Annotated in this window: 20 protein-coding genes and 1 pseudogene; 2 read left to right on the top strand and 19 right to left on the bottom strand. The window is 58.9% G+C overall.

What is annotated here, in order from left to right; genetic code table 11:
• Window positions 1–9 precede the first annotated feature (9 nt).
• Both R6W86_RS08630 and R6W86_RS08625 read left to right on the top strand, forming a co-directional pair.
• Complete coding sequence (locus R6W86_RS08630; RefSeq protein ID WP_410328953.1) at window positions 10–795, top strand: enoyl-ACP reductase; 786 nt, start codon at window positions 10–12, stop codon at window positions 793–795.
• Window positions 796–1,042: 247 nt separating this feature from the next.
• Window positions 1,043–2,119 carry a 3-deoxy-7-phosphoheptulonate synthase gene (locus R6W86_RS08625; RefSeq protein WP_410328952.1) on the top strand — a complete coding sequence of 359 codons (1,077 nt, stop codon included), beginning with the start codon at window positions 1,043–1,045 and terminating at the stop codon, window positions 2,117–2,119.
• 69 nt (window positions 2,120–2,188) lie between these two features.
• Here R6W86_RS08625 and cobA read toward each other — a convergent pair.
• From cobA to leuD, 19 genes and pseudogenes are all read right to left on the bottom strand, one after another.
• Window positions 2,189–3,052, bottom strand: a pseudogene (gene cobA, locus R6W86_RS08620) (uroporphyrinogen-III C-methyltransferase); the annotation flags it as partial.
• A complete protein-coding gene (gene serS, locus R6W86_RS08615) occupies window positions 3,046–4,320 on the bottom strand; it encodes a serine--tRNA ligase (RefSeq protein ID WP_410328951.1) in 1,275 nt (424 codons plus the stop codon). The pseudogene cobA and the gene serS, both read right to left, overlap by 7 nt.
• Before the next feature lie 85 nt (window positions 4,321–4,405).
• Window positions 4,406–5,743, bottom strand: a complete 1,338-nt coding sequence (locus R6W86_RS08610; RefSeq protein WP_410328950.1) for a replication-associated recombination protein A — start codon at window positions 5,741–5,743, stop codon at window positions 4,406–4,408.
• Entirely contained in the window at window positions 5,743–6,405 is a 663-nt protein-coding gene (lolA, locus tag R6W86_RS08605) for an outer membrane lipoprotein chaperone LolA (RefSeq protein ID WP_410328949.1), read from the bottom strand. The genes R6W86_RS08610 and lolA overlap by 1 nt, the downstream gene beginning before the upstream one ends.
• An 11-nt stretch (window positions 6,406–6,416) precedes the next feature.
• Window positions 6,417–8,990 (bottom strand): DNA translocase FtsK, encoded by a 2,574-nt coding sequence (locus R6W86_RS08600; RefSeq protein WP_410328948.1) that lies wholly within the window; start codon window positions 8,988–8,990, stop codon window positions 6,417–6,419.
• A 24-nt stretch (window positions 8,991–9,014) separates the two neighbouring features.
• Window positions 9,015–10,238 carry an O-succinylhomoserine sulfhydrylase gene (locus R6W86_RS08595; protein WP_410328947.1) on the bottom strand — a complete coding sequence of 408 codons (1,224 nt, stop codon included), beginning with the start codon at window positions 10,236–10,238 and terminating at the stop codon, window positions 9,015–9,017.
• Between the two features lie 30 nt (window positions 10,239–10,268).
• Complete coding sequence (gene purF / locus R6W86_RS08590) at window positions 10,269–11,792, bottom strand: amidophosphoribosyltransferase (protein WP_410328946.1); 1,524 nt, start codon at window positions 11,790–11,792, stop codon at window positions 10,269–10,271.
• 34 nt (window positions 11,793–11,826) lie between these two features.
• On the bottom strand, window positions 11,827–12,405 hold the full coding sequence (locus tag R6W86_RS08585; protein ID WP_410328945.1) for a CvpA family protein: 579 nt from the start codon (window positions 12,403–12,405) through the stop codon (window positions 11,827–11,829).
• Window positions 12,406–12,496: 91 nt separating this feature from the next.
• The gene (locus R6W86_RS08580; protein WP_410328944.1) at window positions 12,497–13,183 is read right to left on the bottom strand and encodes an SPOR domain-containing protein; all 687 of its coding nucleotides are present in this window, start codon (window positions 13,181–13,183) and stop codon (window positions 12,497–12,499) included.
• A gap of 103 nt (window positions 13,184–13,286) precedes the next feature.
• Window positions 13,287–14,606, bottom strand: a complete 1,320-nt coding sequence (folC, locus tag R6W86_RS08575; RefSeq protein WP_410328943.1) for a bifunctional tetrahydrofolate synthase/dihydrofolate synthase — start codon at window positions 14,604–14,606, stop codon at window positions 13,287–13,289.
• Window positions 14,590–15,516 carry an acetyl-CoA carboxylase, carboxyltransferase subunit beta gene (gene accD, locus R6W86_RS08570; RefSeq protein ID WP_410328942.1) on the bottom strand — a complete coding sequence of 309 codons (927 nt, stop codon included), beginning with the start codon at window positions 15,514–15,516 and terminating at the stop codon, window positions 14,590–14,592. Before accD ends, folC begins: the two co-directional genes overlap by 17 nt.
• 44 nt (window positions 15,517–15,560) lie before the next feature.
• Window positions 15,561–16,373: a tryptophan synthase subunit alpha gene (gene trpA, locus R6W86_RS08565; protein ID WP_410328941.1), complete on the bottom strand. Its 813-nt coding sequence runs from the start codon at window positions 16,371–16,373 to the stop codon at window positions 15,561–15,563.
• A gap of 19 nt (window positions 16,374–16,392) precedes the next feature.
• Window positions 16,393–17,601, bottom strand: coding sequence for a tryptophan synthase subunit beta (gene trpB, locus R6W86_RS08560; RefSeq protein WP_410328980.1), 1,209 nt, complete (start codon window positions 17,599–17,601; stop codon window positions 16,393–16,395).
• Complete coding sequence (locus tag R6W86_RS08555; RefSeq protein ID WP_410328940.1) at window positions 17,594–18,223, bottom strand: phosphoribosylanthranilate isomerase; 630 nt, start codon at window positions 18,221–18,223, stop codon at window positions 17,594–17,596. The genes trpB and R6W86_RS08555 overlap by 8 nt, the downstream gene beginning before the upstream one ends.
• Complete coding sequence (truA, locus tag R6W86_RS08550; RefSeq protein ID WP_410328939.1) at window positions 18,220–19,128, bottom strand: tRNA pseudouridine(38-40) synthase TruA; 909 nt, start codon at window positions 19,126–19,128, stop codon at window positions 18,220–18,222. The genes R6W86_RS08555 and truA overlap by 4 nt, the downstream gene beginning before the upstream one ends.
• Before the next feature lie 98 nt (window positions 19,129–19,226).
• The gene (locus tag R6W86_RS08545) at window positions 19,227–22,145 is read right to left on the bottom strand and encodes a FimV/HubP family polar landmark protein (RefSeq protein ID WP_410328938.1); all 2,919 of its coding nucleotides are present in this window, start codon (window positions 22,143–22,145) and stop codon (window positions 19,227–19,229) included.
• A gap of 313 nt (window positions 22,146–22,458) precedes the next feature.
• A complete protein-coding gene (asd, locus tag R6W86_RS08540) occupies window positions 22,459–23,574 on the bottom strand; it encodes an aspartate-semialdehyde dehydrogenase (protein ID WP_410328937.1) in 1,116 nt (371 codons plus the stop codon).
• A gap of 228 nt (window positions 23,575–23,802) precedes the next feature.
• Window positions 23,803–24,876 carry a 3-isopropylmalate dehydrogenase gene (gene leuB / locus R6W86_RS08535; protein WP_410328936.1) on the bottom strand — a complete coding sequence of 358 codons (1,074 nt, stop codon included), beginning with the start codon at window positions 24,874–24,876 and terminating at the stop codon, window positions 23,803–23,805.
• A gap of 30 nt (window positions 24,877–24,906) precedes the next feature.
• Complete coding sequence (leuD, locus tag R6W86_RS08530) at window positions 24,907–25,554, bottom strand: 3-isopropylmalate dehydratase small subunit (RefSeq protein ID WP_410328935.1); 648 nt, start codon at window positions 25,552–25,554, stop codon at window positions 24,907–24,909.
• Between the last annotated feature and the right edge of the window lie 4 nt (window positions 25,555–25,558).

Raw genomic sequence — 25,558 nt, 5'->3', positions numbered from 1 at the left:
GACACACCCATGGGAATGCTCAGTGGCAAGAAAGCACTGATCGTTGGCGTAGCCAGCAAACACTCTATCGCTTACGGCATCGCTGAAGCCTTTGCCCGTGAAGGCGCCGAACTGGCCTTCACCTACCAGAATGAAAAGCTCCAGTCCCGCGTGGAGAAGTTCGCGGACCAGTGGGGCAGCAAGCTGACCTTCCCCTGCGACGTCGCCAGCGACGAAGAAATCGAGAACGTTTTTACCGAGCTGAACAAGCACTGGGACAACATCGACATCATCATCCACGCTGTTGGTTATGCCCCGGCCCACGAGCTGAACGGCAATTATGTGGACGTTACCACCCGTGAGGGCTTCAAGATCGCCCACGACATCAGCTCCTACAGCTTCGTTGCCCTGGCCAAGGGTGCGCGAAAGATGATGCACGAGGGCAGCTCTCTGGTTACCCTGAGTTACCTCGGCGCCGAGCGCGTGCTGCAGAACTACAATGTGATGGGCCTGGCCAAGGCGTCCCTGGAAGCCAACGTTCGTTACATGGCCGCGAGCCTCGGTAAGGAAGGCATCCGCGTGAACGGCATCTCCGCCGGTCCGATCAAGACCCTGGCCGCCTCCGGCATCGCCAGCTTCCGCCGCATGCTGGCCGAAAACGCCAAGCGCGCGCCCCTGCGCCGGAACGTGACCACCGAAGAGGTCGGCAACGCTGCTGCGTTCCTGAGCTCCGACCTGGCCAGTGGCATCACCGGCGAAATCATGTACGTTGATGGCGGTTTCAATATTACCGGCATGGGTGAGCTCGAGGAGTGATCCCCGAATAATCCCGAAAAACCGGCGCCGATGGTGCCGGTTTTTTTGTATCCAGCTCCCTGCCGGGTAACGCGACAGACAAGGGCCAGCAAGCGTTGAAAAGGCCCCTCAAATAACGCAGTATAAACAACTCGCCGGAGCTTGCCGTACAAGGCTCCCAGCAATATTCATGTCAATAGGTATTCCTCTTTTGAGCCGGTCTCAGTTCGGAGGGATATATCGATCAGAACCGGGGAAGCAGAACAACATGTCGGGTAAGAAACTAGAAGATCTGAATGTGGCCAGCACCGAAACGCTGATTACGCCGGAAGCGCTCAAGAAAGAAATGCCACTGTCAGACAAGGCGGCCGAAACCGTTGCCAACAGCCGTCAGGCCATCTATGACATCATGGACGGCAAGGACCACCGCCTGTTTGTGGTTGTCGGCCCCTGCTCCATCCACGACGTGGAAGCTGCCCGTGACTATGCCCAGCGCCTGAAAAAGCTGGCGGACGAAGTCAGCGACACCCTCCTGATCGTCATGCGTGTTTATTTCGAGAAGCCCCGCACCACCGTTGGCTGGAAGGGCCTGATCAACGACCCGCACCTTAATGACACCTTCGACATCGAGCAGGGCCTGCACATAGGTCGCCGACTGCTGCTTGATATCAACGAACTCGGTCTGCCGGCTGCAACTGAGGCTCTGGATCCGATCTCCCCGCAGTACCTGCAGGACACCATCGCCTGGTCCGCCATTGGTGCCCGCACCACCGAATCCCAGACCCACCGTGAAATGAGCAGCGGCCTGTCCATGGCGATCGGCTTCAAGAACGGCACCGACGGCAGCCTCGATGTGGCCGTCAATGCCATGAAATCCGTCTCCCACCCCCACAGTTTCCTGGGCATCGACCAGCAGGGTAAAGTTGCCATTATCCGGACCAAGGGCAACAACTATGGCCACGTGGTTCTGCGTGGCGGTGGCGGCAAGCCCAACTACGATTCCGTAAGTGTAGCGCTGTGTGAGCAGGCACTGGAGAAGGCCGGCCTGCGCAAATCCATCATGGTGGATTGCAGTCATGCCAACTCCAGCAAGGATCCTGCGATCCAGCCGCTGGTGCTGCAGGACATCAGCCATCAGATTCTGGAAGGCAACGCGTCTATCCAGGGCCTGATGGTTGAGAGCAACATCAACTGGGGCAACCAGCCTCTCCCGGAAAATCTCGCCGACCTGAAGTATGGCGTTTCCGTGACCGACGCCTGCATCGACTGGCCGACCACCGAAAAGGCCATCCGCGAGATGCGCGACAAGCTCAAGGATGTGCTGCCCAAGCGTAAGGCCGGCTAATAACGGCAACAATAAAAACGGGGAGCTGACAGCTCCCCGTTTTTGTATCTGGGCTTGGATTCTCTGAAGTCAGAGACCGCCACCGGGCAAGCCTGCCACCCAGTCCAGCTTATCCCGCAGCGACACCACCTGACCGATAATGATCAGGGTGGGCGCCCGTACCTGTTCTGCATCGACGCGGCTGACAATCGTCTCCAGTGTGCCGGTCACGACATGCTGTTCCGGAGTAGTACCCTTCGAGACCAATGCCACCGGCATGTCCGGTGCCATCCCGTGCTCAATTAACTGGCGGGATATGATGGGCAAGCCCACCAGCCCCATATAGAACACCAGAGTCTGGTTGTTCTGGACGAAGTCCTCCCAGGACAGATCGCAGCTGTCATTCTTCAGATGGCCGGTAATGAAACGCACTGACTGGGCATGATCCCGGTGTGTCAGGGGGATGCCGGCATAAGCCGCACAGCCAGAGGCCGCGGTAATTCCCGGAACCACCTGGAACCGGACTCCGGCTTCAGCCAGGGTTTCAATCTCCTCGCCACCCCGGCCGAAGATGAATGGATCGCCGCCCTTGAGCCGCACTACCTTGAACCCCTTACGGGCCAGCTCCACCAGGCGCTGGTTGATTAGCTCCTGGGGCAAGGTATGGTTCGAGCGCTGCTTGCCGACATGGATCTTTTCCGCGGAGTCCGGAATCAGCGACAGGATCTCGGGCGACACCAGGCTGTCATAGAGCACCACTTCCGCCGAGCTGATCAGACGCCAGGCTTTCAGCGTCAGCAGCTCGGGATCTCCCGGCCCGGCACCGACCAGGGCCACCTCTCCCGCCGAATTGTTGGGGTTGTCGGTGACCGGATTGGCCTTGTATCGGACCGGTGCAGGCCGGGCGCTTATGCCCTCTCCGGGGGGTGTGGTTGTGCGCTGGTCGCTCATTGGATCCGGTCAATGCCGCCCATGTAGGGGCGAAGAACTTCCGGGACCACGATGCTGCCGTCTTCCTGCTGATAGTTTTCCATTACCGCAATCAGGGCGCGACCTACCGCTAAGCCGGAGCCATTCAGGGTGTGAACCGGCTCTGGCTTGCCGGTTTCCGGATTACGCCAGCGGGCATGCATACGCCGGGCCTGGAAGTCCCGGGTATTGGAACAGGAGGAGATTTCGCGGTATTTGCTCTGGCCCGGCAGCCAGACTTCCAGATCATAGGTCTTGGCGGCAGAGAAGCCCATGTCGCCACCGCACAGGGTCACCACCCGGTATGGCAGCTCCAGCAACTGCAGGACTTTCTCAGCGTGGCCGGTCAGTGCTTCCAGGGCGGCTTCGGAATTGGTCGGGCGCACCACGTGTACCAGTTCCACTTTGTCGAACTGGTGCTGGCGAATCATGCCACGGGTGTCACGGCCGTAGGAGCCTGCCTCACTGCGAAAACACGGCGTATGGCAAACCAGCTGCAGCGGCAGCTCCTCCGCATCCAGGATGGTATCGGACACCAGGTTGGTGGCCGGCACCTCGGCAGTCGGAATCAGGTACAGCGGATTCTCGCCCTCGGTCTTGAACAGATCCTCCTCGAATTTCGGGAGCTGGCCGGTACCGTACAGGGTCTCGGCGTTCACCAGATACGGCACATAGGCCTCGGTGTAGCCGTGCTCACCCGTGTGCAGGTCCAGCATGAACTGAGCCAGAGCACGGTGCAGACGGGCAATCGGCCCGCGCATCACGGCAAAACGGGAATGGGCCAGCCGGGAGGCGGTTTCAAAGTCCAGACCCTTCAGGTTTTCACCCAGGGTGACGTGGTCTTTTGGCTCGAAGTCAAAGTGCCTGGGCTCACCCCAGGTACGAATCTCGACATTATCCTCCTCACTGGCCCCGGCCGGAACATCTTCATCCGGAAGGTTGGGAATGCCGGCCAGGAAAGCGTTGAGCTCTTCCTGCAGACCGCGCAGTTCATCCTCGGCCTCGGAGCGCTGCTTCTTCAGGCTGTCCACTTCCTCCAGCAACGGCTGGATATCCTCACCGGCAGCCTTGGCCTTGCCGATGGATTTGGAACGTTTGTTCTGCTCGCTCTGCAACGTTTCCGTACGCACCTGAAGGGCGCGACGGCGCTCTTCCAGTTGCTCGAAGGTGGCAATATCGAATTCGAAATTTTTGATAGCCAGCCGGCGGGCGATCTCTTCTGTCTGGGTACGGACGCGTTTGGGATCGAGCATGGTAATCCTGATTCTTCCGGTTTGCGTGATGAGTTGAATGACTGGCCATTATACCTGCACAGTCGGCGGTGACCACCGTGGGACCTCAGGAAAAACGCTTGTTGGGACTTTCAGCGTTGCGGGCATCCAGGCGCTGGCGTTTTTCAGCCAACTTGATCTCCAGCCCACGGTTGACCGGCTCGTAGTAACGGCGGGAATGAATGGCTTCAGGCAGGTAGGATTCCCCGGCGGCAAAGGCCTCCGGCTCATCGTGGGCGTAGCGATAGCTGTCACCGTGGCCCATGGATTTCAGCAGCTTGGTTGGTGCGTTCCGAAGATGCGGGGGCACCTCGTAGTCCGGATCCCGACGGATATCGGCCATGCACTGGTTGAACGCTTTATAGACAGCGTTGCTTTTGGGTGACAGGGCAAGGTAGGTGACTGCCTGGGCCAGGGCCAACTCTCCTTCCGGGGATCCCAGCCGCTCCTGGGCATCCCAGGCGTCCATGCTCAGCTGAAGCGCCCTCGGATCGGCGTTGCCGATATCCTCGCTGGCAATGCGCACCAGCCGGCGGGCCACATACAGCGGGTCACAGCCGCCATCGAGCATTCGGCACAGCCAATACAGGGACCCATCCGGATCTGAGCCGCGCACCGACTTGTGCAGCGCCGAGATCTGGTCGTAAAAGACGTCACCACCCTTGTCGAAACGCCTAAGACTCGTCTGCATCACCTGCTCGAGCACAGCTTCGGTGATGGTATCGGTGCCATCCTCACCGGGTTCGGCCAGGTCGGCGGCCACCTCCATGATGTTCAATGCCCGGCGGGCATCGCCACCGGAAGCCGAGGCCATCAGCTCCAGCACCCTGTCCGGAACCGCCAGCCGGCCGGCAAAGCCTTGTTCGGAGGTCAGTGCCCGCTGCAGCAGGATCAGGATATCGGATTCTTCCAGATTCTTGAGCACATACACCCGGGTACGGGACAGCAAGGCGCTGTTGAGCTCGAAGGAAGGGTTTTCCGTGGTGGCACCCACGAAGATGAAGGTGCCGTCCTCGATATGTGGCAGGAAGGCGTCCTGCTGGCTCTTGTTGAAACGATGGACTTCGTCCACGAACAGCAGGGTATCGCGCCCTTCGCTCTGTTTGCGGTTCTTGGCCCGTTCAACCACGGCGCGGATCTCCTTTACGCCGCTCAGCACCGCCGAAATGGTTTCAAAACTGAGGTTGCCCACGTTCGCCAGCAGCTGGGCAAAGGTGGTCTTACCCACACCCGGCGGCCCCCAGAGGATCATGGAATGCAGCTGGCCCTGCTCTACCGACCGGCGAAGGGGCTTGCCAGGCCCCACCAGGTGGGCCTGGCCAACGTACTCGCCCAGCATCCTTGGCCGCATCCGGGCGGCCAGCGGCTGGAATCCCCCAGGCTCGTCGAAAAGGCTGTCCTGCATCAGACTCCGTCCCGGATAATATCCACGCTATCGGGATACTCCAGAGTGAAGGCACTGGCATCAACGGCTTCATTCAACCGGATGTCGTCGAAGCTCAGGATGCTGAGCTGGGACAGGGAATCCTCCATCCGCATCTCCTGCAGTTCACCATCGAAGAAACTCAGACGCAGGGAAGTAAACAGCGAATCCGGGCTCCGCGGCGCAAGGGTGAACTCCCGGGTGTTATCACCAATGCGGCGTTGCGAAACCTTGTAGGTCTCGTTCAGGTTGTTGACCTCGCCACTGAGCAGAAGCGCAGGGGTCGTCTGAATCTGGTCATCGAGTGTGTGGACCGTCACCTGTTCCAGATCCGGATCGTAGACCTCCACCGATTCGCCATTGCTGACAATGAACTGGGGCATGGGATCACGGGTTTCCCAGTAGAAAAGTCCGGGGCGCTTGGCCTTGAGTTCCCCCTGGATTTCCTGGACGCGGCTACCATTTTCGTTCACCACAATCTGGATGAAGTCCGCCTGATAGGACTCATAGCTTTTGAGGATGGACGTGAGCTCCGACGCGGCCTCACGACTCTCCACATCGTTCTCCTCAGCGGTCGCTGTGCCCAGGCTGAGTAGCAGCCCGATCACCAGGGCAAACGCGACTTTAAACGGGGGTACGATCATAGGGTTAACTCCTAGTCTCTGGGTGGCGGCGGGGCCAGTACCTCGCGGGCACCGTTATGGCCGGCGGGGCTTACCACCCCCGACGCCTCCATGGCTTCCACCAGGTTCGCAGCCCGGTTATAGCCAATCTTGAATTTACGCTGTACCGAGGAAATGGATACCCGCCTGCCTTCGGTGACAAACGCCACCGCTTCGTCATACAGGGAATCACCTTCGCTGTCGCCGCCACCTTCGCTGAGAGTCGGGACGCCCGGCAGGCTTTCACCTTCCGCGCCATTTAGAACGTCATCCACGTATACAGGTTCCCCACGGGCCTTCCAGGCGCGGACCACACGGTGGACTTCGTCGTCATCGACAAAGGCACCATGGACACGAACCGGCAGGCCGGAGCCTGGCGGCAGGTAAAGCATGTCACCGTGGCCCAACAACTGCTCCGCACCGCCCTGGTCCAGGACCGTCCGGGAATCGATCTTGGACGATACCTGGAAGGACATCCGGGTGGGAATGTTGGCCTTGATGAGACCGGTAATCACATCCACCGACGGGCGCTGGGTGGCGAGGATCAGGTGGATACCGGCGGCCCGGGCCTTCTGGGCAATACGGGCAATCAGCTCCTCTACCTTCTTGCCAACGATCATCATCATGTCGGCAAACTCGTCAATGACGACGACGATAAACGGCAGGGTTTCAAGTTCGGGCCGGTTCTCCTCGTCGTTTTCGAGATACTCGTCTGGCTTCCACAGCGGATCCAGAAGGGGGTCACCGGCAGCCTGGGCATCCTTGATCTTGCGGTTGTAACCGGCAATGTTCCGGACCCCGAGGTTCGCCATCAGCTTGTAGCGGCGCTCCATCTCTGCCACACACCAGCGCAGGGCGTTGGCGGCTTCCTTCATGTCGGTCACCACCGGGGCCAGCAGATGGGGAATGCCGTCATAGATGCTGAGTTCCAGCATCTTCGGATCCACCATGATGAAACGCACTTCCTCCGGGGTGGCCTTGAGCAGCATGCTCAGGAGCATCGCGTTAACGCCCACGGATTTACCGGAACCGGTGGTACCCGCCACCAGCAGGTGGGGCATCTTGGCGAGGTTGGCCACCACCGGATTACCACCAATGTCATTGCCCAGGGCCAGGGTCAGCGGCGATGAGCTTTCGGTGAATACCCGTGCACCAAGCACCTCGGACAGGCGGACCATTTCCCGCTCCTCGTTCGGAATTTCGATACCGACGACGGATTTTCCGGGAATGACTTCCACCACCCGCACGCTGAGCACCGCCAGGGACCGCGCAAGGTCCTTGGCCAGGTTGGAAATCTTGCTCACTTTCACACCGGGGGCGGGCTTGATCTCGAACCGGGTGATCACCGGGCCGGGATTGACCTCGACCACTTCCACCGAGACCCCGAAATCTGCCAACTTCTCTTCAAGCAGACGGGACATGTGTTCCAGAGATTCCTCGGAGTAGCCTTTCTCCTTATGCTCCTCGGGGGGATCCAGCAGTGTCAGCGGGGGAATCGGGCTTTCGATATCCTCCAGCAGGGAGCCCTGGCCGGGCTTCCTGCCTTTCTCCGCCTTCGACTGATCCTCTTTCTTGAACGGAGAGATCTTGAAGGATCGGGAGGCAGGCTGCGCCTCCGCTTTTACCGCCTTGGCCTTGGGTTCGGGCTTGTCGCTAACATCCCGTGCACTGAAATTCTCCAGCCGTGCCGGCTCTGCCGGTTCGGAGGCGCTCAGTCCATCGAGCCCCGGTTCCCTGCGCTGGGCCGGCGCCGCAGTTTTCGGCTTGCGGGGCCCGAGGCCCGGCAAACGGTGCCACCAACGGCCCTTCTTGCCCCCGGCAGGCTCGCTTTTACTTTCGACCCGGTCATTCACGATGGGCGGTTCTTTCTTGGGAGCCTCCGGCGCTTTTTGCTCGGCCCTGGGTTTCGCCGGCTTATCGCCGCTGGATGTGAACAGACCCTTGAGGAACTGTCCGAAACGCAGGGTCATAGCACCGACCTGATCCATCAGCCAGAACCAGGACAGGCCCGTGGTCACCGTGAGCGCAAACAGGAAAATCGCGATCAGAAGGAGCGTCGTTGCCGGCAGGTTGAAGAACCGGACCATCGCTTCGGACACCGCCGTTCCAAGCACGCCACCCGAGGACACGCCGAGCCCGAAAACCGAATACAGAGACAGCAGGCTGGTCGCCGACAGAAGGATCAGGAAGAAACCGCCAAAGCGCATCAGGAACAGCGGCCAATGCAGGTCCAGCGATTCATTGCGGCGACGGATCAGCATGATCGCGTAGCCGGCAATCATCACCGGGAAGAGATAGGCCATGTGGCCAAAGAAATCCATGAACAGGCTCGCCAGCCAGGCGCCTGTGCGGCCAGCGTAGTTACGGACCGAGGTGTCATGCCCGATGCTCGCCCAGCCCGGATCGCTTGGGGTAAAGGTGACCAATGCCATCGCCAGGTAGATCGCCAGGGCAATGAGCGCGATTACAGCGCCCTCACGCGCGCCCTGTGCGGCAAGACGGCGAAAACGCTGCTGCTTTTCCGTAAGTTCCGGGGATGCTTTCTTAGCTTTTGCGGTTTCGGCCATGAATGCTCTGACGTGTCCGTTACTTTAACTGCCCAGGGCGTCGAAGCCTCGCATCAGATCTGTTTTCAGATCCTCGACGTCCTCAATGCCGACCGACAATCGGATCAGGTTTTCGGTAATACCTGCATGATCCTTGTCCTCGGGCGACAAGCGGCCATGAGTCGTGGTTGCCGGATGGGTAATGGTTGTCTTCACATCCCCGAGGTTGGCGGTAATGGAGATCATCCGCGTGGCGTCGATAAAACGCCAGGCCTCTTCGCGACTACCTTTGACGCGGAACGAAAGTACCCCGCCGAAGCCTTTTTGCTGCTTCTTTGCCAACTCATGCTGGGGATGGCTCTGCAGACCCGCGTAATACACGGTTTCCACAGCATTTTGCTGCTCCAGCCACAATGCCAACTCTAACGCATTGTCGCAATGGGCGCGCATACGGATTGGTAACGTTTCCAGACCCTTATGGAAAACCCAGGCATTGAACGGGCTCATGGTCGGGCCTGCGGAGCGCAGGAATCCGTAAACCTCTTCCATCAGCTTGTCCGGACCGACCACGACGCCGCCAACACAGCGGCCCTGACCATCCAGGTACTTGGTGGCAGAATGAATGACGATATCCGCACCGTGTTCCAGCGGGCGCTGCAGAACCGGAGTGCAGAAGCAGTTATCCACCACCAGCAGCGCGTCACTGGTCCGGGCAAGCCTGGACAACACCTCCAGATCCGCCACTTCACACAGGGGATTGGACGGGGTTTCCAGGAACAACATGCGGGTTTCCGGGCGACTCGCCTGCCGCCATTCCTCGTAATCGGTCAGGCTGACAAAGGTGGTCTCCACCCCGAACCGGGCCAGGTACTTCTGGAACAGTACGTTGGTGGTTCCGAACACGCCCCGGGAGCAGATGACGTGGTCACCACTCTTAAGCAGCGCAATGCAGGTGCTCAGAATCGCAGCCATGCCGGACGCCGTGGCCACGGCACGCTCGCCCCCTTCCATGGCTGCAATGCGCCCTTCGAACGCCTGCACGGTCGGGTTGGTGAACCGGGAGTAGATGTTACCCGGTTCGTCGCCGCCAAACCGTGCTGCCGCCTGGGCGGCACTGCCATAGACGAAGCTTGAGGTGGGAAAGATCGCGTCGCTGTGTTCCAACTGATCGGTGCGGATCTGCCCTGCCCTCACGGCCAGGGTATCCACGGACATACCCTCGAGATCCGATTCCGGAATCTGGACGGTTTCTTCTCTGCGAAAGGTCATGGGCGTCTCCTGGCCAGGGTTTCCGGACAATCAGTCGTCATCGTTGTGAAGATCGATAATACCGTTGTCGGACGAGTCGCCGCCGGAGTTGCCGCGTGATTCGTCCTTACGGAGGTCCTCAAGCTTATCCAGATAAGCCCGATCAACGTCACCGGTGACGTAGTTGCCGGTAAAGACCGAACACTCCCAGCCTTCAATCTGGTCATTCACATCGCTGACACAGGTAATCAGATCCTCCAGGTCCTGGTACAGCAGCCAGTCGGCGCCGATCAGCTCCCGGATCTCCTCAATGGTGCGATCGTGGGCAATCAGCTCACTGGCGGACGGCATATCGATGCCGTACACATTCGGATAACGCACGGGGGGCGCCGCGGAGGCAAAATAGACGTTCCTGGCGCCGGCATCCCGGGCCATCTGGACGATTTCCTTGCAGGTGGTACCGCGGACGATGGAATCGTCCACCAGCATCACGTTCTTGCCACGAAATTCCAGATCGATCGGGTTCAGCTTCTGGCGCACGGACTTCTTCCGCATCTTCTGGCCCGGCATGATGAAGGTCCGGCCGATGTAGCGGTTTTTGATGAACCCTTCACGGAACTTGACGCCCAGCCGATGGGCCATTTGCATCGCCGAGGTCCGGCTGGTGTCCGGGATCGGGATGACCACGTCAATGTCATGTTCGGGCCGCTCGCGCATAACCTTTTCCGCCAGGGTTTCGCCCATACGCAACCGGGCCTTGTAGACGGAGACCTTGTCGATGATGGAGTCCGGGCGGGCAAAATAGACGTGCTCGAAAATACAGGGGTACAGGTGGGCCTCATCCGCACACTGCTGGGTGTAGAGGGTGCCATCGGTCTCGATATAGACCGCCTCACCCGGCGCGATATCCCGGACCAGCTTGAAGCCGGCGGCACTCAGCGCCACGCTCTCGGAGGCAATCATGTATTCCTTGCCGCCATCCTCGGTCTCGCGCACCCCGTAACAGGCGGGACGAATCCCGTTCGGGTCACGGAAACCGATAATGCCGTAACCGGTGATCATGGCAATCACCGCATAGGCACCCCGGCAGCGCTTGTGCACCGCCTTCACTGCGTAGAAGATCTCGTCTTTCGTCGGTGTCAGCTTGCCCAGCTTCTGCAGCTCATGGGCGAACACGTTGAGCAGTACTTCCGAATCGGAATTGGTATTGATATGGCGAAGGTCAGTGCGGAAGAGATCCCTTGCCAGCTCATCGGCGTTGGTCAGGTTGCCATTGTGCGCCAGGGTGATGCCGTAAGGACTATTGACGTAGAACGGCTGGGCTTCGGCAGAACTGGAGGTACCGGCGGTGGGATAGCGCACGTGGCCGATCCCGACATTGCCCACAAGGCGACGCATGTGACGGGTATGGAAGACATCCCGCACCAGGCCGTTGTCCTTGCGCAGATAAAAACGTTCGTCCTGAAAGGTAACAATGCCCGCCGCGTCCTGGCCCCGGTGCTGAAGTACAGTCAGCGCATCATAGAGCGACTGATTGACGTTGGAAGTACTGACGATGCCGACAATGCCACACATGGATAGGATCTTCTCCGAGTGTTAATACTGAATGTTAACGGGACGCGGACCTGGGTTCCACGTCTTCTTTTCCCTGACTAGCCTCTGGAGTTTCGGGGAGGGCCCCGCTCTCCGCTGCCGGCTCCAGAAAACGGGCGAATTCATCGCCGAAGGTGCGCCGAGACCAATCCTCCACCACGGCCAGCCTGTTGATCATCACGGACTCCCGCCACCAGGTGTCCTGGGCCAGCGGGGTGTAACGGGTGAAGGCAATCCCGACAATCACCACGACCACGCCCCTGAGCAGCCCGAAGCCCATGCCGAGCACCCGGTCCGTTGCCGACAACCCGGTGACACGAACCAGATGCCCAATCATGTTATTGATGATGGCTCCGACAATCAGGGTACCAAAGAACAGGATGGCAAACGCCGCAATCAGACGCACCAGTGGCGTCTCGACGGTGCCCTCCAAAAGGGTTTGCATCTGCGGGTGGAAAGTCCTGGCCAGGATGAAAGCCGCAACCCAGGTAACCAGTGACAGGGCTTCCTTGACGAAACCACGCTTGAGACTGATCAGCGTGGAAACCGCTATAAGGACAATAATGACCCAGTCGATCCAGATCAGCGTTTCCATGAAAAACCCGGCAGAGAAAAGAAAGCGCGAATTCTATCAGGAATCGCAGCGCCACCAAACTGCAGGACGCTCATAATCCGGGATCAACACGCTATTTATCGCCCTCAGTGACCAGACTGTTCAGCTTAAACGCATCGTCCAGGACCCGCTTGGCGGCCTCGGCTTCTGTCTTGCTCGCGAAGGGACCGCTGAACACACGGGTCAGGACCGTGTCGCCGCGGTTCAGCTTCTGAAGATGGGAGCCGTAGCCCTTTTCACGCACCTGATCCCTGAGCCTGCGGGCGTTATCGGGATTACCGAAGCTACCCAACTGGACCACCCACGCGCCGTCAAGGGAGCGGGCAAATTCAGCGTTTTCGGGCTCTTTCGACCCGGCGGACTGTCCATTGGCTGGGCTCGTGGACTGCTGATCAGCTCCTGAGCTGGCACTGGCAGCATCGGCATTGCCGTCTGCAGACGATTGCACCTCGGACACCGCTTGCTCATCCTCGATCATGCGGTACCCGGCGGACTGCTCAGTCTCGTCCGCGACCGATCCCGGGCTCTGCTCAACCTGCGTGGCCGCTTCAGGAACCGTCGACTCCTTCATTTCATAGACCGGCGGCTCCGGAATCTCCTCCGAGGGAGCATTCACTTCCGGGAATGGCGGCTCTTCCGGAATCTGGATGGGCGTGGAGGTGCGCTCGGAATGAGGTTCATCGAAAATCATCGGCACAAAGATAACCGCCAGGGACACGAGAACCAGTGCCCCGATGATCCTTTGTTTCAGTCCGTCCACGCTGCCACTCCCGTTAACCGTTCCTGTACAGTTTACTGCTATTGCCGATACTAAACGGCTGTTTCCGATAACTCAAAGCCGGAACCCCTGCCATGGACAAAGTTTAAGCTCTGTCGCCCTGAAGGGCATCCCGTGCCTCGGCAACGGTGAAGAAAGACCCGAATACGATCACAAGCCCATCCCGGCCGGCGGATTCCCTGGCCCCGGCAATGGCCGCCGCTACTGACTCACACTGCTTCAGTCCGCCAACACCAGCGCGCCGCACACGGTCGGTCAGGGTCACGACATCAAGCCCTCTGGGAACATCCAGGGGTGCCAGGAACCACTCATCCACCACGGATGCCATGGCCGAGGCGACACCTTCCACATCCTTGTCGCCGAGGGCCCCATAGACGGCAACCACTCGCTGGTCTACCTGACGCATGGACGCCAACCGGTCGGCAAGCCAGGTTGCCGCATGGGGATTGTGGCCCACATCCACCAGGGTCACGGGGCTATCTGAAAGTTGCTCAAACCGACCGGGAACCGACAGGCCCATAAGGGAGGCTTCAATCTGCCCAATGGTCAGTTCCGGCGCCAGGTTCCGGATGGCCACCACAGCCGCCGCAACGCTCTTCACCGGCAGAGGACCGGCAGGAAAACGGATCGTCTCGCCCCGGTATTCCAGGTGGACCTTGGCGGCATCACCGGTGGCACCGTCTTCAGGCAGTCGGAGCTGGTAGTCCCGACCGAGCAGATCAAGGGATACCTTTTGCGCCGAAACCTGCTGCAACACCGATCTGGGGGCATCGTCATCGGCATACACTGCCGGGGTCCCCGGACGCAGGATGCCTGCTTTCTCGAAGCCGATCACCTCACGGTCACTGCCGAGGAAGGCTACGTGATCGATATCCACCGAGGTGATGATGGCGAAGTCCGCATCGAGCACGTTGACCGCGTCCAGCCGGCCGCCAAGGCCGACCTCAAGCACCCAATCCTCGACTCCCGCCTCGGCAAAAGCCACAAACGCCGCCAGGGTGCCGAATTCGAAATAGGTCAGCGTGGTATTGCCCCTCGCTTGTTCTACTGCCTCAAAGGCGTGCACCAGTGCCTCGTCGCTGATATCGGAGCCATCGATGCGGACGCGCTCGTTGTAGCGATGCAGGTGCGGGGAGGTATAAGCCCCGGTTGTGCGGCCGGCGGAGCGCAACAGGGCCTCGATGGCAGCGACAGCACTGCCCTTGCCATTGGTACCTGCAACAGTGATGATCCGCCCCCGGGGTTTGCGCGGAAACAGCCGTCGCAAGACCAGCAGGACACGGTCAAGACCCAGATCTATTTCGGAGGGATGGATGGATTCCAGGTAGGAAAGCCACTGATCGGGCGTGGCGTTAACCCCCGGCGCAGCCGGGGGCTTTCCGTAAGGGTTATTGCTCGGCGGCATCGTTTTCGGGCTTTTCAGTCACTTCGAACTCGATGGGCTCTTCAGTACCGGGTTTCTCGTTCCCAGTGAACTTGGCGAGCAGGTGCGCGCAACGCTCCCGCAACTGGTGGCGATGCAGAATCATGTCGATGGCACCGTGTTCCAGCAGGAATTCACTGCGCTGGAAGCCTTCCGGCAGCTTTTCACGGACCGTCTGCTCGATCACCCGCGGGCCGGCGAAACCGATCAGCGCGTTGGGCTCTGCAATGTTGAGATCGCCCAGCATGGCCAGACTCGCGGATACACCACCGAACACCGGATCGGTCATCACGGAAATATAGGGGATACCTTCCTGTTTCATGCGCTCAAGCACGGCTGCGGTCTTGGACATCTGCATCAACGACAGAATCGCTTCCTGCATCCGGGCACCACCACTGGCGGAAAAACACACCAGCGGAACCCGGTCACGCAGGGCAACGTTGGCCGCCTGCACGAACTTCTCACCTACAACCTGGCCCATGGAGCCGCCCAGGAAGTTGAACTCGAACGAGCAGGCTACCAGGGGAACCCCCAGGGTCGTGCCCTTCATGGCGATCAGGGCGTCTTTCTCACCGGTGCCCTTCTGGGCCTGGGAGAGGCGATCCTTGTAACGCTTGCTGTCCTTGAACTTGAGGCGATCCCAGGGCTCCAGATCCGCTGCGATTTCCTCACGGCCGTCTTCGTCGAGGAAGATGTCCAGTCGACGACGCGCGCTCACCCGCATGTGATGGTTACATTTGGGGCAAACATCCAGATTCTTCTCAAGTTCCGGCTTGTAGAGAAAGGCTCCGCACTTGGGGCACTTCTTCCAGAGGCCCTCGGGTACCCCGGTTCTCTGCTTGGATTCCGAGCGGATCTTGCTCGGCATGATTTTGTCCAGCCAGTTACTCATGATTCAATCCTGTCCTGTGAGGCCTGACTGCCCTCAGCCTCCGGTCAGGAGGCCAGGCTGTCCAGTGCTTCGCGCATCGGGTGGAGCAGATCCGTCAGGGCCCGTTTGAGCTCTTCCGTATCTGCCTGATTTCTGGCTATTGTATCGACCAGCACACTGCCAACAATTACACCATCGGATACCCGACCAACGGCAGCAGCCGTTTCCGCGTCACGGATTCCGAACCCGACACCGACCGGTAAGGCCGTCATCTCGTGAATATGGGCAACCTTCTCGGCCACTTCGTCGACGTTAATTTTAGCCGCACCGGTCACGCCCTTGAATGAAACATAGTACACGTAGCCTGACGAGTGCTCTGCAATAGCCCGGATCCGCTCATCAATGGTGGTTGGTGCCAGCAGGAAAATTGCATCAAGCTTGCGTTGGGTGAACAGCGGTGCGACGTCATCCGCCTCTTCCGGCGGGAGATCAACCGTGAGAATGCCGTCCACACCGGCATCGGCCGCCGCCTCGGCGAAAGCTTCGTAGCCCATGGCTTCCATGGGATTGAGATACCCCATGAGGACCACCGGGGTCTTGTCATCCTGCTTGCGAAATTCCTTGACCATGCCGATGACCTGACGCAGGGACGTTCCGTGCTTGAGGGACCGTTCGCAAGCCAGCTGGATGACCGGGCCATCCGCCATCGGGTCGGAGAACGGCACACCAAGCTCGATGATATCCGCGCCCGCACTGACCAACGTATGCATCAGATCCACCGTCACATCCGGGTGAGGATCACCGGCAGTGATATAGGGAATCAGCGCCTTGCGATTTTGTTCCTTCAGGGCTTTCATTACCCCTTGAATTCGGCTCATGCCAGTTTCCGTCCTTTCATCAGATCTCGATACCATCAAGCTGGGCGATGGTGTGAATGTCTTTGTCACCCCGGCCGGAGATGTTGATGACCAGCATCTGGTCCTTGTCCATTTCCGCGGCCTTCTTCACTGCGTACGCCACCGCATGAGCGGTTTCCAGTGCCGGCATGATGCCCTCTACCCGGGTCAGCATGCGGAAGCCGTCAAGTGCCTCGTCATCGGTCACCGATACGTAATTAGCGCGGCCGATATCCTTGAGCCATGCGTGCTCTGGCCCGACTCCAGGATAATCCAGGCCCGCGCTGACCGAATGAGTGCCTGCAATCTGGCCGTTCTCGTCCTCCATCAGATAGGTGCGGTTACCGTGCAAGACACCCGGACGTCCGGCACACAGGGGGGCAGCGTGCTGCCCTGTCTCAATACCCAGGCCCCCGGCCTCAACCCCATACATCTCCACACTTTCATCCCCGAGGAACGGGTAGAACATGCCGATGGCGTTTGATCCACCGCCCACACAGGCGACCAGCGCATCCGGCAGTTTACCGGTCTTCTCCAGTGCCTGACGGCGGGTTTCACGGCCAATGACTGACTGGAAATCCCGCACCAGAAGCGGATAAGGATGAGGGCCGGCCACGGTCCCAATGATGTAGAAGGTATCGTCCACATGGGAAACCCAGTCGCGCATGGCGTCGTTCATGGCGTCTTTCAACGTCCGGGTGCCACTTTCGACAGCATGGACCTGAGCACCCAGAAGCTTCATGCGATACACATTCAGGGACTGCCGCTGGACATCTTCCGCGCCCATGAACACGTGGCATTCCAAGCCCAGGCGGGCACATACCGTGGCAGTGGCGACACCGTGCTGACCCGCGCCGGTCTCGGCAATGATCCGCTTCTTGCCAAGGAAACTGGCCAGAAGAGCCTGACCGATGGTGTTGTTCACCTTGTGAGCGCCGGTATGGTTCAGATCCTCCCGCTTGAGCCAGATCTGCGCCCCCCCGGTCTCCCGTGTCAACCGCTCGGCGAAGTAAAGCGGGCTAGGGCGACCGACGTAATCCGCCAGGTCCGCATCAAATTTGGCCTGAAACTCGGGATCCTTCTTCATCCGAAGGTATTCCTTTTCCAGAGTCATCAGCGAATCCATCAGGGTTTCAGAGACAAACCGTCCGCCGTAGGCACCGAAGTGACCCCGTGCATCAGGAAGCGCGCTCAGCATTTCTTCAGTCAGTTTTACAGACACGGTGAACCTCTTTAATGAAGTCGGAAATTTTCTGGATGTCCTTGATGCCTTTGCTGCGTTCGACGCCGCCACTGACATCCACGGCCCAGGGTTTCACCTGTGTTATGGCGCGGGATACGTTATCAGATGTTAACCCACCGGCCAATACAAGTGGCATGGGGCGGCTTTCAGGGATCAGTTGCCAGTTGAAGGACCGCCCTGTTCCCCCATATTTATTCGGATCCCAGGCATCCACCAACAAGCCGGCGGCGTCCCGGTAGTCCTGGAAAGCAGTCTCAATCTGCCCCTCCTCGCGGACCCGGATGGCCTTGATCCAGCGCCTGCCGAACCTGCGACAGAATTCGGGCGTTTCGTCGCCATGAAACTGGAGGAGATCCAGTGGCACCTCGGATAGCACCTCCTCGACAAATTCCTGCTCCGGATTAACAAACAATCCGACCGCTTGCACAAAGGGGGGGATGTCACGAACCAGGGCAGCAGCGTGCCCAGGCGAAACCGAGCGGGGACTGGGTTCATAGAATACGAATCCGAGGGCATCCGCGCCGCAACTGATTGCTGCCGAGACATCCTCGGGGCGGGTCAGGCCACAAATCTTGACTCTTGTGCTCATAGCTTCGGCATCGGCTTTTTGGGATGAATATGGGTTGGCTCAATCGGATGATTGTCGTCCCGCTGGAACCAGGGGCGAACAAAACCCGGGCCACATTCGGCCCTCGGGATCCCGTATCCTGCAGGATAACCCACATCCACCAGGTAAAGCCCGTCCGGAGGTGCAGTCACGCCAGCCACGGTCCGGTCCCGCTCGTTCAGTATCGCGGCAATCCAGTCCAAAGATTCCTTGCCATTGCCGACCGCCATCAGGGCTCCGGCAATATTGCGCACCATGTGGTGGAGGAAAGCGTTGGCCTGAACATCTATTACGACAAAATCGCCCTTGCGGGTTACCGAAATCCTCTCAAGAAAGCGAACAGGCGTGCGGGACTGGCAACCGGCGGCCCGGAAAGATGAAAAATCATGCTCGCCAACCAGCGCCTGGGCAGCCTCATGCATCCTGACTTCATCCAGGGGACGGAACGTCCAGCTCACCTGCCCCCTCAGGATTCCCGGGCGAACGGCGTGGTTGTATATCACATAACGGTACCGGCGATAGACCGCTGAGAAACGTGCGTGGAAATCCTCCGCGCCCTGTCCCGCCCAATGGACAGAGATATCGTCCGGAAGAGCGGTGTTGATTCCCATCACCCACGAGCGCAAATTACGGATCGAAGGCGTCTCGAAATGGACAATCTGGTAACTGGCATGAACCCCCGCATCGGTACGACCGGCACAAACCAGGTCTACCGGGTGGTTGGCCACTTTGGCGACCGCTTTTGAAAGCTCCCCTTCAACCGACCGCACACCGGATTTTTGCATCTGCCAGCCATGAAAGCCTCGGCCATCGTATTCAAAGGCCAGGACCACCCGGCCGTCACCAATTGCGTTGTCTGTGGTCAGTTGCTGCGCTTCGAGGAACAAGGGGAAGTCCGAAAAGATCTTGCTGTAAAAACAAAGCGCCGGCTTTATCCCGTGAACCGGGGCCGGCGCTCGTCACCTGAAGGTTTAATTATAACGGATCAGGACAGATTTTTAAGGAGATCCCGGGCTTCTGCCTTCTGGGCGTCATCACCCTCCAGTGTCACTTCCTCAAGGATATCCCGGGCACCGTCGCTGTCACCCATCTCGATGTAGGCGCGAGCCAGGTCCAGCTTGGTCGCTGCCTCATCGGTGCCGGCCAGAAAGTCGAAGTCGTCGTCTTCGCCAAGTTCGGACCCATTGATCTCGGCAACTTCCTGTTCAGGGCTGGATTCCTCACCCTCTCCCATCACGTCGCCTTCGCCAAGGGTGTCTTCAAGACCCAGCTCCTCGTTGAGGGATGCCGGCTCCTCCTCACGGTGGTTGGTGCTATCCGCGGAATCGGAGAACTCCTCCATCAGGGCGAGATCCTCGTCAGAGACATCCAGCTCCAGATCATCCAGTGAGGACTCCTCCATCTCATCACCGCCAAGCTCGTCCTCGCCTGCGACGTTGTTGAGTTCGGCATCCAGCTCATCCAGGAACGACTCGTCCAGACCGCTGAGCTCAGATTCCACTTCTTCGCCTTCCGCATCTGCCGGTTTACCGGAATCATCCTCCAGCTCCAGGGAGAACTCATCACTCTGGCCTTCCTTTGACTCTTCGGCAGGCTCTTCCAGATCCATTTCAAGAGACGAGAAATCGGTCTCTTCGTTCTGCGCTTCCGGGTCGCCTTCATCTTCCGTCTCAAGGGAGGACAGATCGAACTCGATCATGTCGTCCTGGGTACCGGCGGGCTCGGACTCAGCCTCCGCAGCATCTTCGGATTTTTCCTCGGCCTGCTCGACATCACTCAGATCGAATTCAGCATATTCGGTATCAAAATCACCGAACTCGTTTTCAACCTGCTCTTCCTTTGATGCATCGTACTGGTCTGCAAGCAGTTCGTCGGATACTTCAGCCTCCGAAGACGTCTCCGCGGATGCATCTTCCTGAGCTGTGCCAAACGAATCGGAACGAAGCTGTGACTCAAGGTCATCAATGCTCGGGACCGACTCCGCCTCCTGGAGACGACTGTGGAGCGAATTGGCCTCGGCAAGCGCATCCTCGTCCTCGAAGGCTTCAATTTCACCAAACTGCTTCTCGAAGGACTGACGATCCTGATTGTCAGCGTATAGAGCCAACAGTTTCAGACGCAGATCGGTTCGGCTCGGCTCACGCGAAATTGCGGTTTCCAGGGTCTGTACCGCCTGGTCCGTCCGACCGTAGGCAACGTATCGGTCCGCCTCGGCCAGTGCATCAGCAGCTTCCGGAGCTTTAGCTTCTTCATCACCGAGATCAACCTCGAAAGAATCGGATTCACCCTCGGAATCGGTATTGAGCTGCTCGTAGAACTCCTTCTCCCGACTGGCATTCCTGCGTGCAACCAGAAGCAGGAGCAGCAGCAGGAGAATCAGGCCACCGCCCAGCGCGATCTGGTACATGGGATTGTTGACAATCATGTCAATGATATTGCCGGGGAACGCTTTTTGTGGAGCCGGCGGCGGCTGCGCCGGTGCAGTTGTAGCTTCATCCGTTGTGCCGCCAACATCGGCTTCCCGAGCCTCATCGCCAGAACTATCTGCAGCTGCTTCCTCAGCTGCCATGTCGGTGTCGGCTCCACCCTGCTCCGCTTCATCAGTTGTCGGCTCGGCCTCGGTTTCAGAAGTGGCAGTTTCGGAATTCTCGCCCGTGCCAGCTGCTTCTGATTCTGATTCGGCGGCATCCGCTGCGGAAGCTATTGGAGCCGACTCACTTTCACCCGACGCTCCGGCTTCGCCCGCTACTGCTTCAGCATCGCCCTCTCCGGCCATCTGCTGCAAATCGGAAAGTTGGTTATTCTTGAGCTCAAGCAGACGTTGCAGTGTCTCAACCTGATCCTGCAAGTCTTCAACGCGGCTGTTAAGTTCCGCATTTTCACGGCGGGCACTCTCCAGCTCTTCCATGGCAATGGCTTCACCGGCATCCACGCCGCCGGGCAAATCACTGTCACCGCCGGCGGAACCACCGTCGGTGGTATCGCGGGAGTCTCTTTCCTCGGCCACCAGGAGCTTCAGCTCGGCGTCTCCACCACCCGCTGCAGCTTGATCGGCTGGCTCCGCCTGCTGGGGAGTCGGGGTGGCATCGACCGTGCGTTGGAGAGATCGGAATTCCTGATTCTGCTGACTGACGATGCGGGTGGCTTCAGCCCGGGTACGGCTCTGGATCTGATCTTTGGTGGGTACCCGCAGCACTTCACCGCGCTTCAGCCTGTTGATGTTGCCACCGATGAAGGCATCCGGATTGAGATCCTGAAGGGACAGCATCACCTGCTGCATGGACACGCTGTTATCGGGACGGACGCGTGAGGCGATTGTCCAGAGGGTATCGGAGGGGCCGGTGGGGCCAAAGGCATCTGCTGAATAGCCACGACCGAGAGAGCTTTCCGCCTCGGCCTGGCGCCGGATGGATTCGCTGCTGCGGGCTGGCTGAGCGGCAGGCTCGGAGGTACGCGTGGTGGCGCTGGATGCCGTTACCTGTTCACGAACGCCGGACTCTTCGGCGTAAACGGGTGGATCAACCAGCACCGCATATTCACGCATCAGGCGGCCGTTCGGCCAGGTCAGCTCCAGGAGGAAATTCAGGTACGGTTCGCGCAGGGGTTCCCGGGAGGAGACATTGACCACGAGATTACCGTCGGTACCGGTCACAACCTCAAAACGGAGCTTGCTGAGAAACTGATTGCGATCCAGCCCCACACGCTCATAAGCGGTATCCGAAGCAATATTGACCAGAATATCGCCAGGGCTCACTCCCCGGCTCTGGGGCAGAACGATTTCCGCATCCAGCGGCTCATTCAGATAGGACTGAAGTTCGATTTCTCCCAGCCCAAGGGCTTGTGCAACGCCGGAACCGAGCCCTCCCGCCAGAGCCAGGGCAACCGCAAGCTTGCGTACCTTCATGCTTTTTCCTTTCCAGTCTCCGTTATTCGTTACTGCTTTGTTCAAAACAGAATCGGATGAGGTTGGATGACTTCCGTCTGGATAATCTTCATTATTATGTCGCGATTTTAACATTCAATTTCGAAAGTATTGTTGATAAAGCCTCGTTTATCAATCAATCAGATTCAATCCTTGTAGCACTTTTTTATCTTAAAGCCGGAACCCCCTAGGTTCCCTGAAAATAACAGGGGCGGAGGCCGAAATCAGCCTCCGCCCCCAACCTGTTTTCCGAAACCGGACACAGTTGGCATTAATTACCCCTGTGCAACACTTCCTAACGCTCCTGAAGGATCCGGAGCATGCGGCGCAGCGGCTCTGCAGCGCCCCACAGCAGCTGGTCACCAACGGTAAACGCGGAGATGTACTCCGGGCCCATGGCCAGCTTTCGGATTCGTCCGATGGGGATGCTGAGTGTACCGGTCACTTTCGCCGGCGTCAGTTCTTCCATGGTCGCATCCCGGTCGTTCGGGATCACCTTCACCCAGTCATTGGCCTTGGCCAGAATCCCTTCAATCTCGGAAACGGACAGATCCGTCTTAAGCTTGATAGTCAGTGCTTGACTGTGGGAACGCATGGCACCGACACGAACACAGATACCGTCGATGGGAATCGGGTTGTCGCTACGACCGAGAATCTTGTTGGTTTCGACGCCCGCTTTCCACTCCTCCTTGCTCATGCCGTTATCGAGCTGCTTGTCGATGAACGGAATCAGGCTGCCTGCCAGAGGCACCCCGAAGTTTTCCGTGGGGAAATCGCCGGAGCGCATGGTGTCGGTCACCTTGCGATCGATTTCCAGGATGGCGGAGGACGGATCGTCCAACTCCGATTTCACGGCGCTGTTGAGTGCCCCCATCTGGTTCAGCAGCTCCCGCATGTGCTTGGCCCCAGAACCGGAAGCGGCCTGATAGGTCATGGGAGATACCCACTCGATCAGGTTCTGCTCGAGCAGTCCCCCGAGGGCCAGCATCATCAGGCTGACGGTGCAGTTACCGCCAATGTAATCCTTCACACCCTTGTCCAGGGCGTCATCGATTACGTTGCGGTTAACCGGGTCCAGGACGATCACGGAATGATCAACCATCCGCAGAGTGGACGCGGCATCGATCCAGTAGCCTTCCCAGCCTGCGTCACGCAGTTTCTGGTAAACCCCTCCCGTGTAATCGCCACCCTGACAGGTCACGATGACGTCCATGGATTTGAGCGTATCGATATCGAAAGCGTCCTGCAGCGGCGGAATGCCTTCCTTGCCAACATCCGGAGCCGGCTTCCCGGTCTGGGAGGTGGAGAAAAACACCGGATCGATGTCAGCGAAATCGTTTTCTTCACGCATGCGCTGCATGAGGACCGAGCCCACCATGCCACGCCAACCTACAAGTCCAACTCGCTTCATGTGCAACCTTTGAACCTTAGTACTCCGTCAAGATGCTATTGCGTGATTCAGCGCTAAACAGGGCTCGTCCTGCAAGGCGCACTGACTGAATCACGCAATAGCATCTTGACGGAGTACTATTATCCCCGCCCGCTACCGTTATCGCTGGCAGGGACAGGATGGATGATCCCGCGGCAACTGCATCCTGTTACCGTCGGGTCTCTATCGGTCTGAACCGGAATTGCCCGCTCAGAGTGCTGCGAGCACTGCCTCACCCATTTCCCGGGTGGACACTTTCTGCGCGCCTTCCGACATGATGTCAGCCGTGCGCAGGCCCTGATCCAGGACCTTGCTGACCGCCGCTTCGATGGCTTCTGCGGCATTTTCCTCACCCAGGCTATAACGCAACATCATGGCAGCACTGAGGATGGTGGCCAGCGGATTGGCAATGCCCTGACCGGCAATATCCGGCGCCGAACCGTGGCAGGGCTCGTACATTCCCTGCTTCTGGGAATTCAGCGATGCGGACGGCAACATGCCGATGGAGCCGGTAAGCATAGCCGCTTCGTCCGAAAGAATATCACCAAACATGTTGCCAGTCACAATTACATCGAACTGTTTGGGGGCCCGTACCAGCTGCATGGCGGCGTTATCCACGTACATGTGGGACAGCTCCACATCCGGGTATTCGCGCTTCAGGTCTTCCATGATTTCCCGCCACAGAACAGTCACTTCCAGCACGTTGGCCTTGTCGACGGAGCACAGCTTCTTGCCCCGCTGCTGGGCCGCCTCGAAGGCCACCCGGCCAATACGACGAATTTCCGATTCGGTGTAGGCGTAAGTGTTGTAACCCTGCCGCTCACCACTCTCGAGTTCACGCAGGCCCCGGGGCTGGCCGAAGTAGATACCACCGGTCAGCTCGCGCACGATCATGATATCCAGCCCCGAAACCACTTCTGGCTTGAGCGAGGACGCGGAAGCCAGCTGCGGATACAGGATTGCAGGGCGCAGGTTGGCAAACAGCTGGAGATTGGAACGAAGTCCGAGCAGCCCCTTTTCCGGACGCTTGGCCATGGGCAAACTGTCCCATTGGGGGCCACCGACCGCGCCGAGCAGGATGGCGTCAGCCGCCTTTGCCTTTTCCAGGGTTTCCTCGGGCAGTGGTGTGTCTTCCTCATCAATGGCGGCACCGCCGACCAGCGCGGTTTCAAAGCTCAGCCCCAGGCTGAACTGGTCATTCACCTGGTTCAGGACCTTTTCAGCCTCGGCAACGATTTCAGGGCCGATTCCGTCACCCGGGAGCATGAGAATATTTCTGGACATGAAGTTCTTCCTTAAAGTCAGTGAGCTTGATCAGTTGCCGGCATTGAACAGCCAGGGCGCGGACTGCCTGCGCTTTTCTTCGTAATCGCGAATCAGATCGGCGTCCTCGAGGGTGACGCCGATATCATCCAGGCCGTTGAGCAGGCAGTGCCGACGGAAGTCATCCACCTCAAAGCTGAAGGATTCACCGGACGGCGTGGTCACGGTTTTCGCCTCCAGATCCACCGTCAGCTGATAGCCTTCACTCTCTTCCGTCTCACGGAACAGTTGGTCAACCACTTCTTCCGGCAAAACAGTGGGTAACAGGCCATTCTTGAAGCAGTTATTGTAGAAAATATCGGCAAAACTCGGGGCAATAATGACCCGGAAGCCGAAATCATCCAGCGCCCAGGGCGCGTGCTCACGACTGGAGCCGCAACCGAAGTTGCTGCGGGCCAGGAGCACACTGGCGTTCTTGTAGCGATCCTGGTTCAGCACGAAATCCGGATTGATCGGGCGCTGTGAGCAATCCTGGTCCGGCTTGCCCTCGTCCAGGTAGCGCAGCTCGTCAAACAGGTTCGGGCCGAAGCCCGTCCGCTTGATGGACTTCAGGAACTGCTTGGGAATGATCATGTCCGTGTCCACATTGGAACGGTCCATGGGGGCAACGATACCCTGGTGTTGCGTAAATGCTCGCATGGTG

Origin of the sequence: Marinobacter sp., assembly GCF_046484525.1 — a bacterium.
Lineage (GTDB): Bacteria > Pseudomonadota > Gammaproteobacteria > Pseudomonadales > Oleiphilaceae > Marinobacter.
Note: the sequence above shows the minus strand (reverse complement) of the source record. Positions and strands in the feature narration are given on the sequence as shown.

Bases quoted from the DNA above. Each gene is read 5' to 3' on its own strand.
- R6W86_RS08630 (WP_410328953.1), top strand. From the start codon at position 10: ATGGGAATGCTCAGTGGCAAGAAAGCACTGATCGTTGGCGTAGCCAGC.
- R6W86_RS08625 (WP_410328952.1), top strand. From the start codon at position 1,043: ATGTCGGGTAAGAAACTAGAAGATCTGAATGTGGCCAGCACCGAAACG.
- serS (WP_410328951.1), bottom strand. From the start codon at position 4,320: ATGCTCGATCCCAAACGCGTCCGTACCCAGACAGAAGAGATCGCCCGC.
- R6W86_RS08610 (WP_410328950.1), bottom strand. From the start codon at position 5,743: ATGCAGGACAGCCTTTTCGACGAGCCTGGGGGATTCCAGCCGCTGGCC.
- lolA (WP_410328949.1), bottom strand. From the start codon at position 6,405: ATGATCGTACCCCCGTTTAAAGTCGCGTTTGCCCTGGTGATCGGGCTG.
- R6W86_RS08600 (WP_410328948.1), bottom strand. From the start codon at position 8,990: ATGGCCGAAACCGCAAAAGCTAAGAAAGCATCCCCGGAACTTACGGAA.
- R6W86_RS08595 (WP_410328947.1), bottom strand. From the start codon at position 10,238: ATGACCTTTCGCAGAGAAGAAACCGTCCAGATTCCGGAATCGGATCTC.
- purF (WP_410328946.1), bottom strand. From the start codon at position 11,792: ATGTGTGGCATTGTCGGCATCGTCAGTACTTCCAACGTCAATCAGTCG.
- R6W86_RS08585 (WP_410328945.1), bottom strand. From the start codon at position 12,405: ATGGAAACGCTGATCTGGATCGACTGGGTCATTATTGTCCTTATAGCG.
- folC (WP_410328943.1), bottom strand. From the start codon at position 14,606: ATGCCGCCGAGCAATAACCCTTACGGAAAGCCCCCGGCTGCGCCGGGG.
- accD (WP_410328942.1), bottom strand. From the start codon at position 15,516: ATGAGTAACTGGCTGGACAAAATCATGCCGAGCAAGATCCGCTCGGAA.
- trpA (WP_410328941.1), bottom strand. From the start codon at position 16,373: ATGAGCCGAATTCAAGGGGTAATGAAAGCCCTGAAGGAACAAAATCGC.
- R6W86_RS08555 (WP_410328940.1), bottom strand. From the start codon at position 18,223: ATGAGCACAAGAGTCAAGATTTGTGGCCTGACCCGCCCCGAGGATGTC.
- R6W86_RS08545 (WP_410328938.1), bottom strand. From the start codon at position 22,145: ATGAAGGTACGCAAGCTTGCGGTTGCCCTGGCTCTGGCGGGAGGGCTC.
- asd (WP_410328937.1), bottom strand. From the start codon at position 23,574: ATGAAGCGAGTTGGACTTGTAGGTTGGCGTGGCATGGTGGGCTCGGTC.
- leuB (WP_410328936.1), bottom strand. From the start codon at position 24,876: ATGTCCAGAAATATTCTCATGCTCCCGGGTGACGGAATCGGCCCTGAA.
- leuD (WP_410328935.1), bottom strand. From the start codon at position 25,554: ATGCGAGCATTTACGCAACACCAGGGTATCGTTGCCCCCATGGACCGT.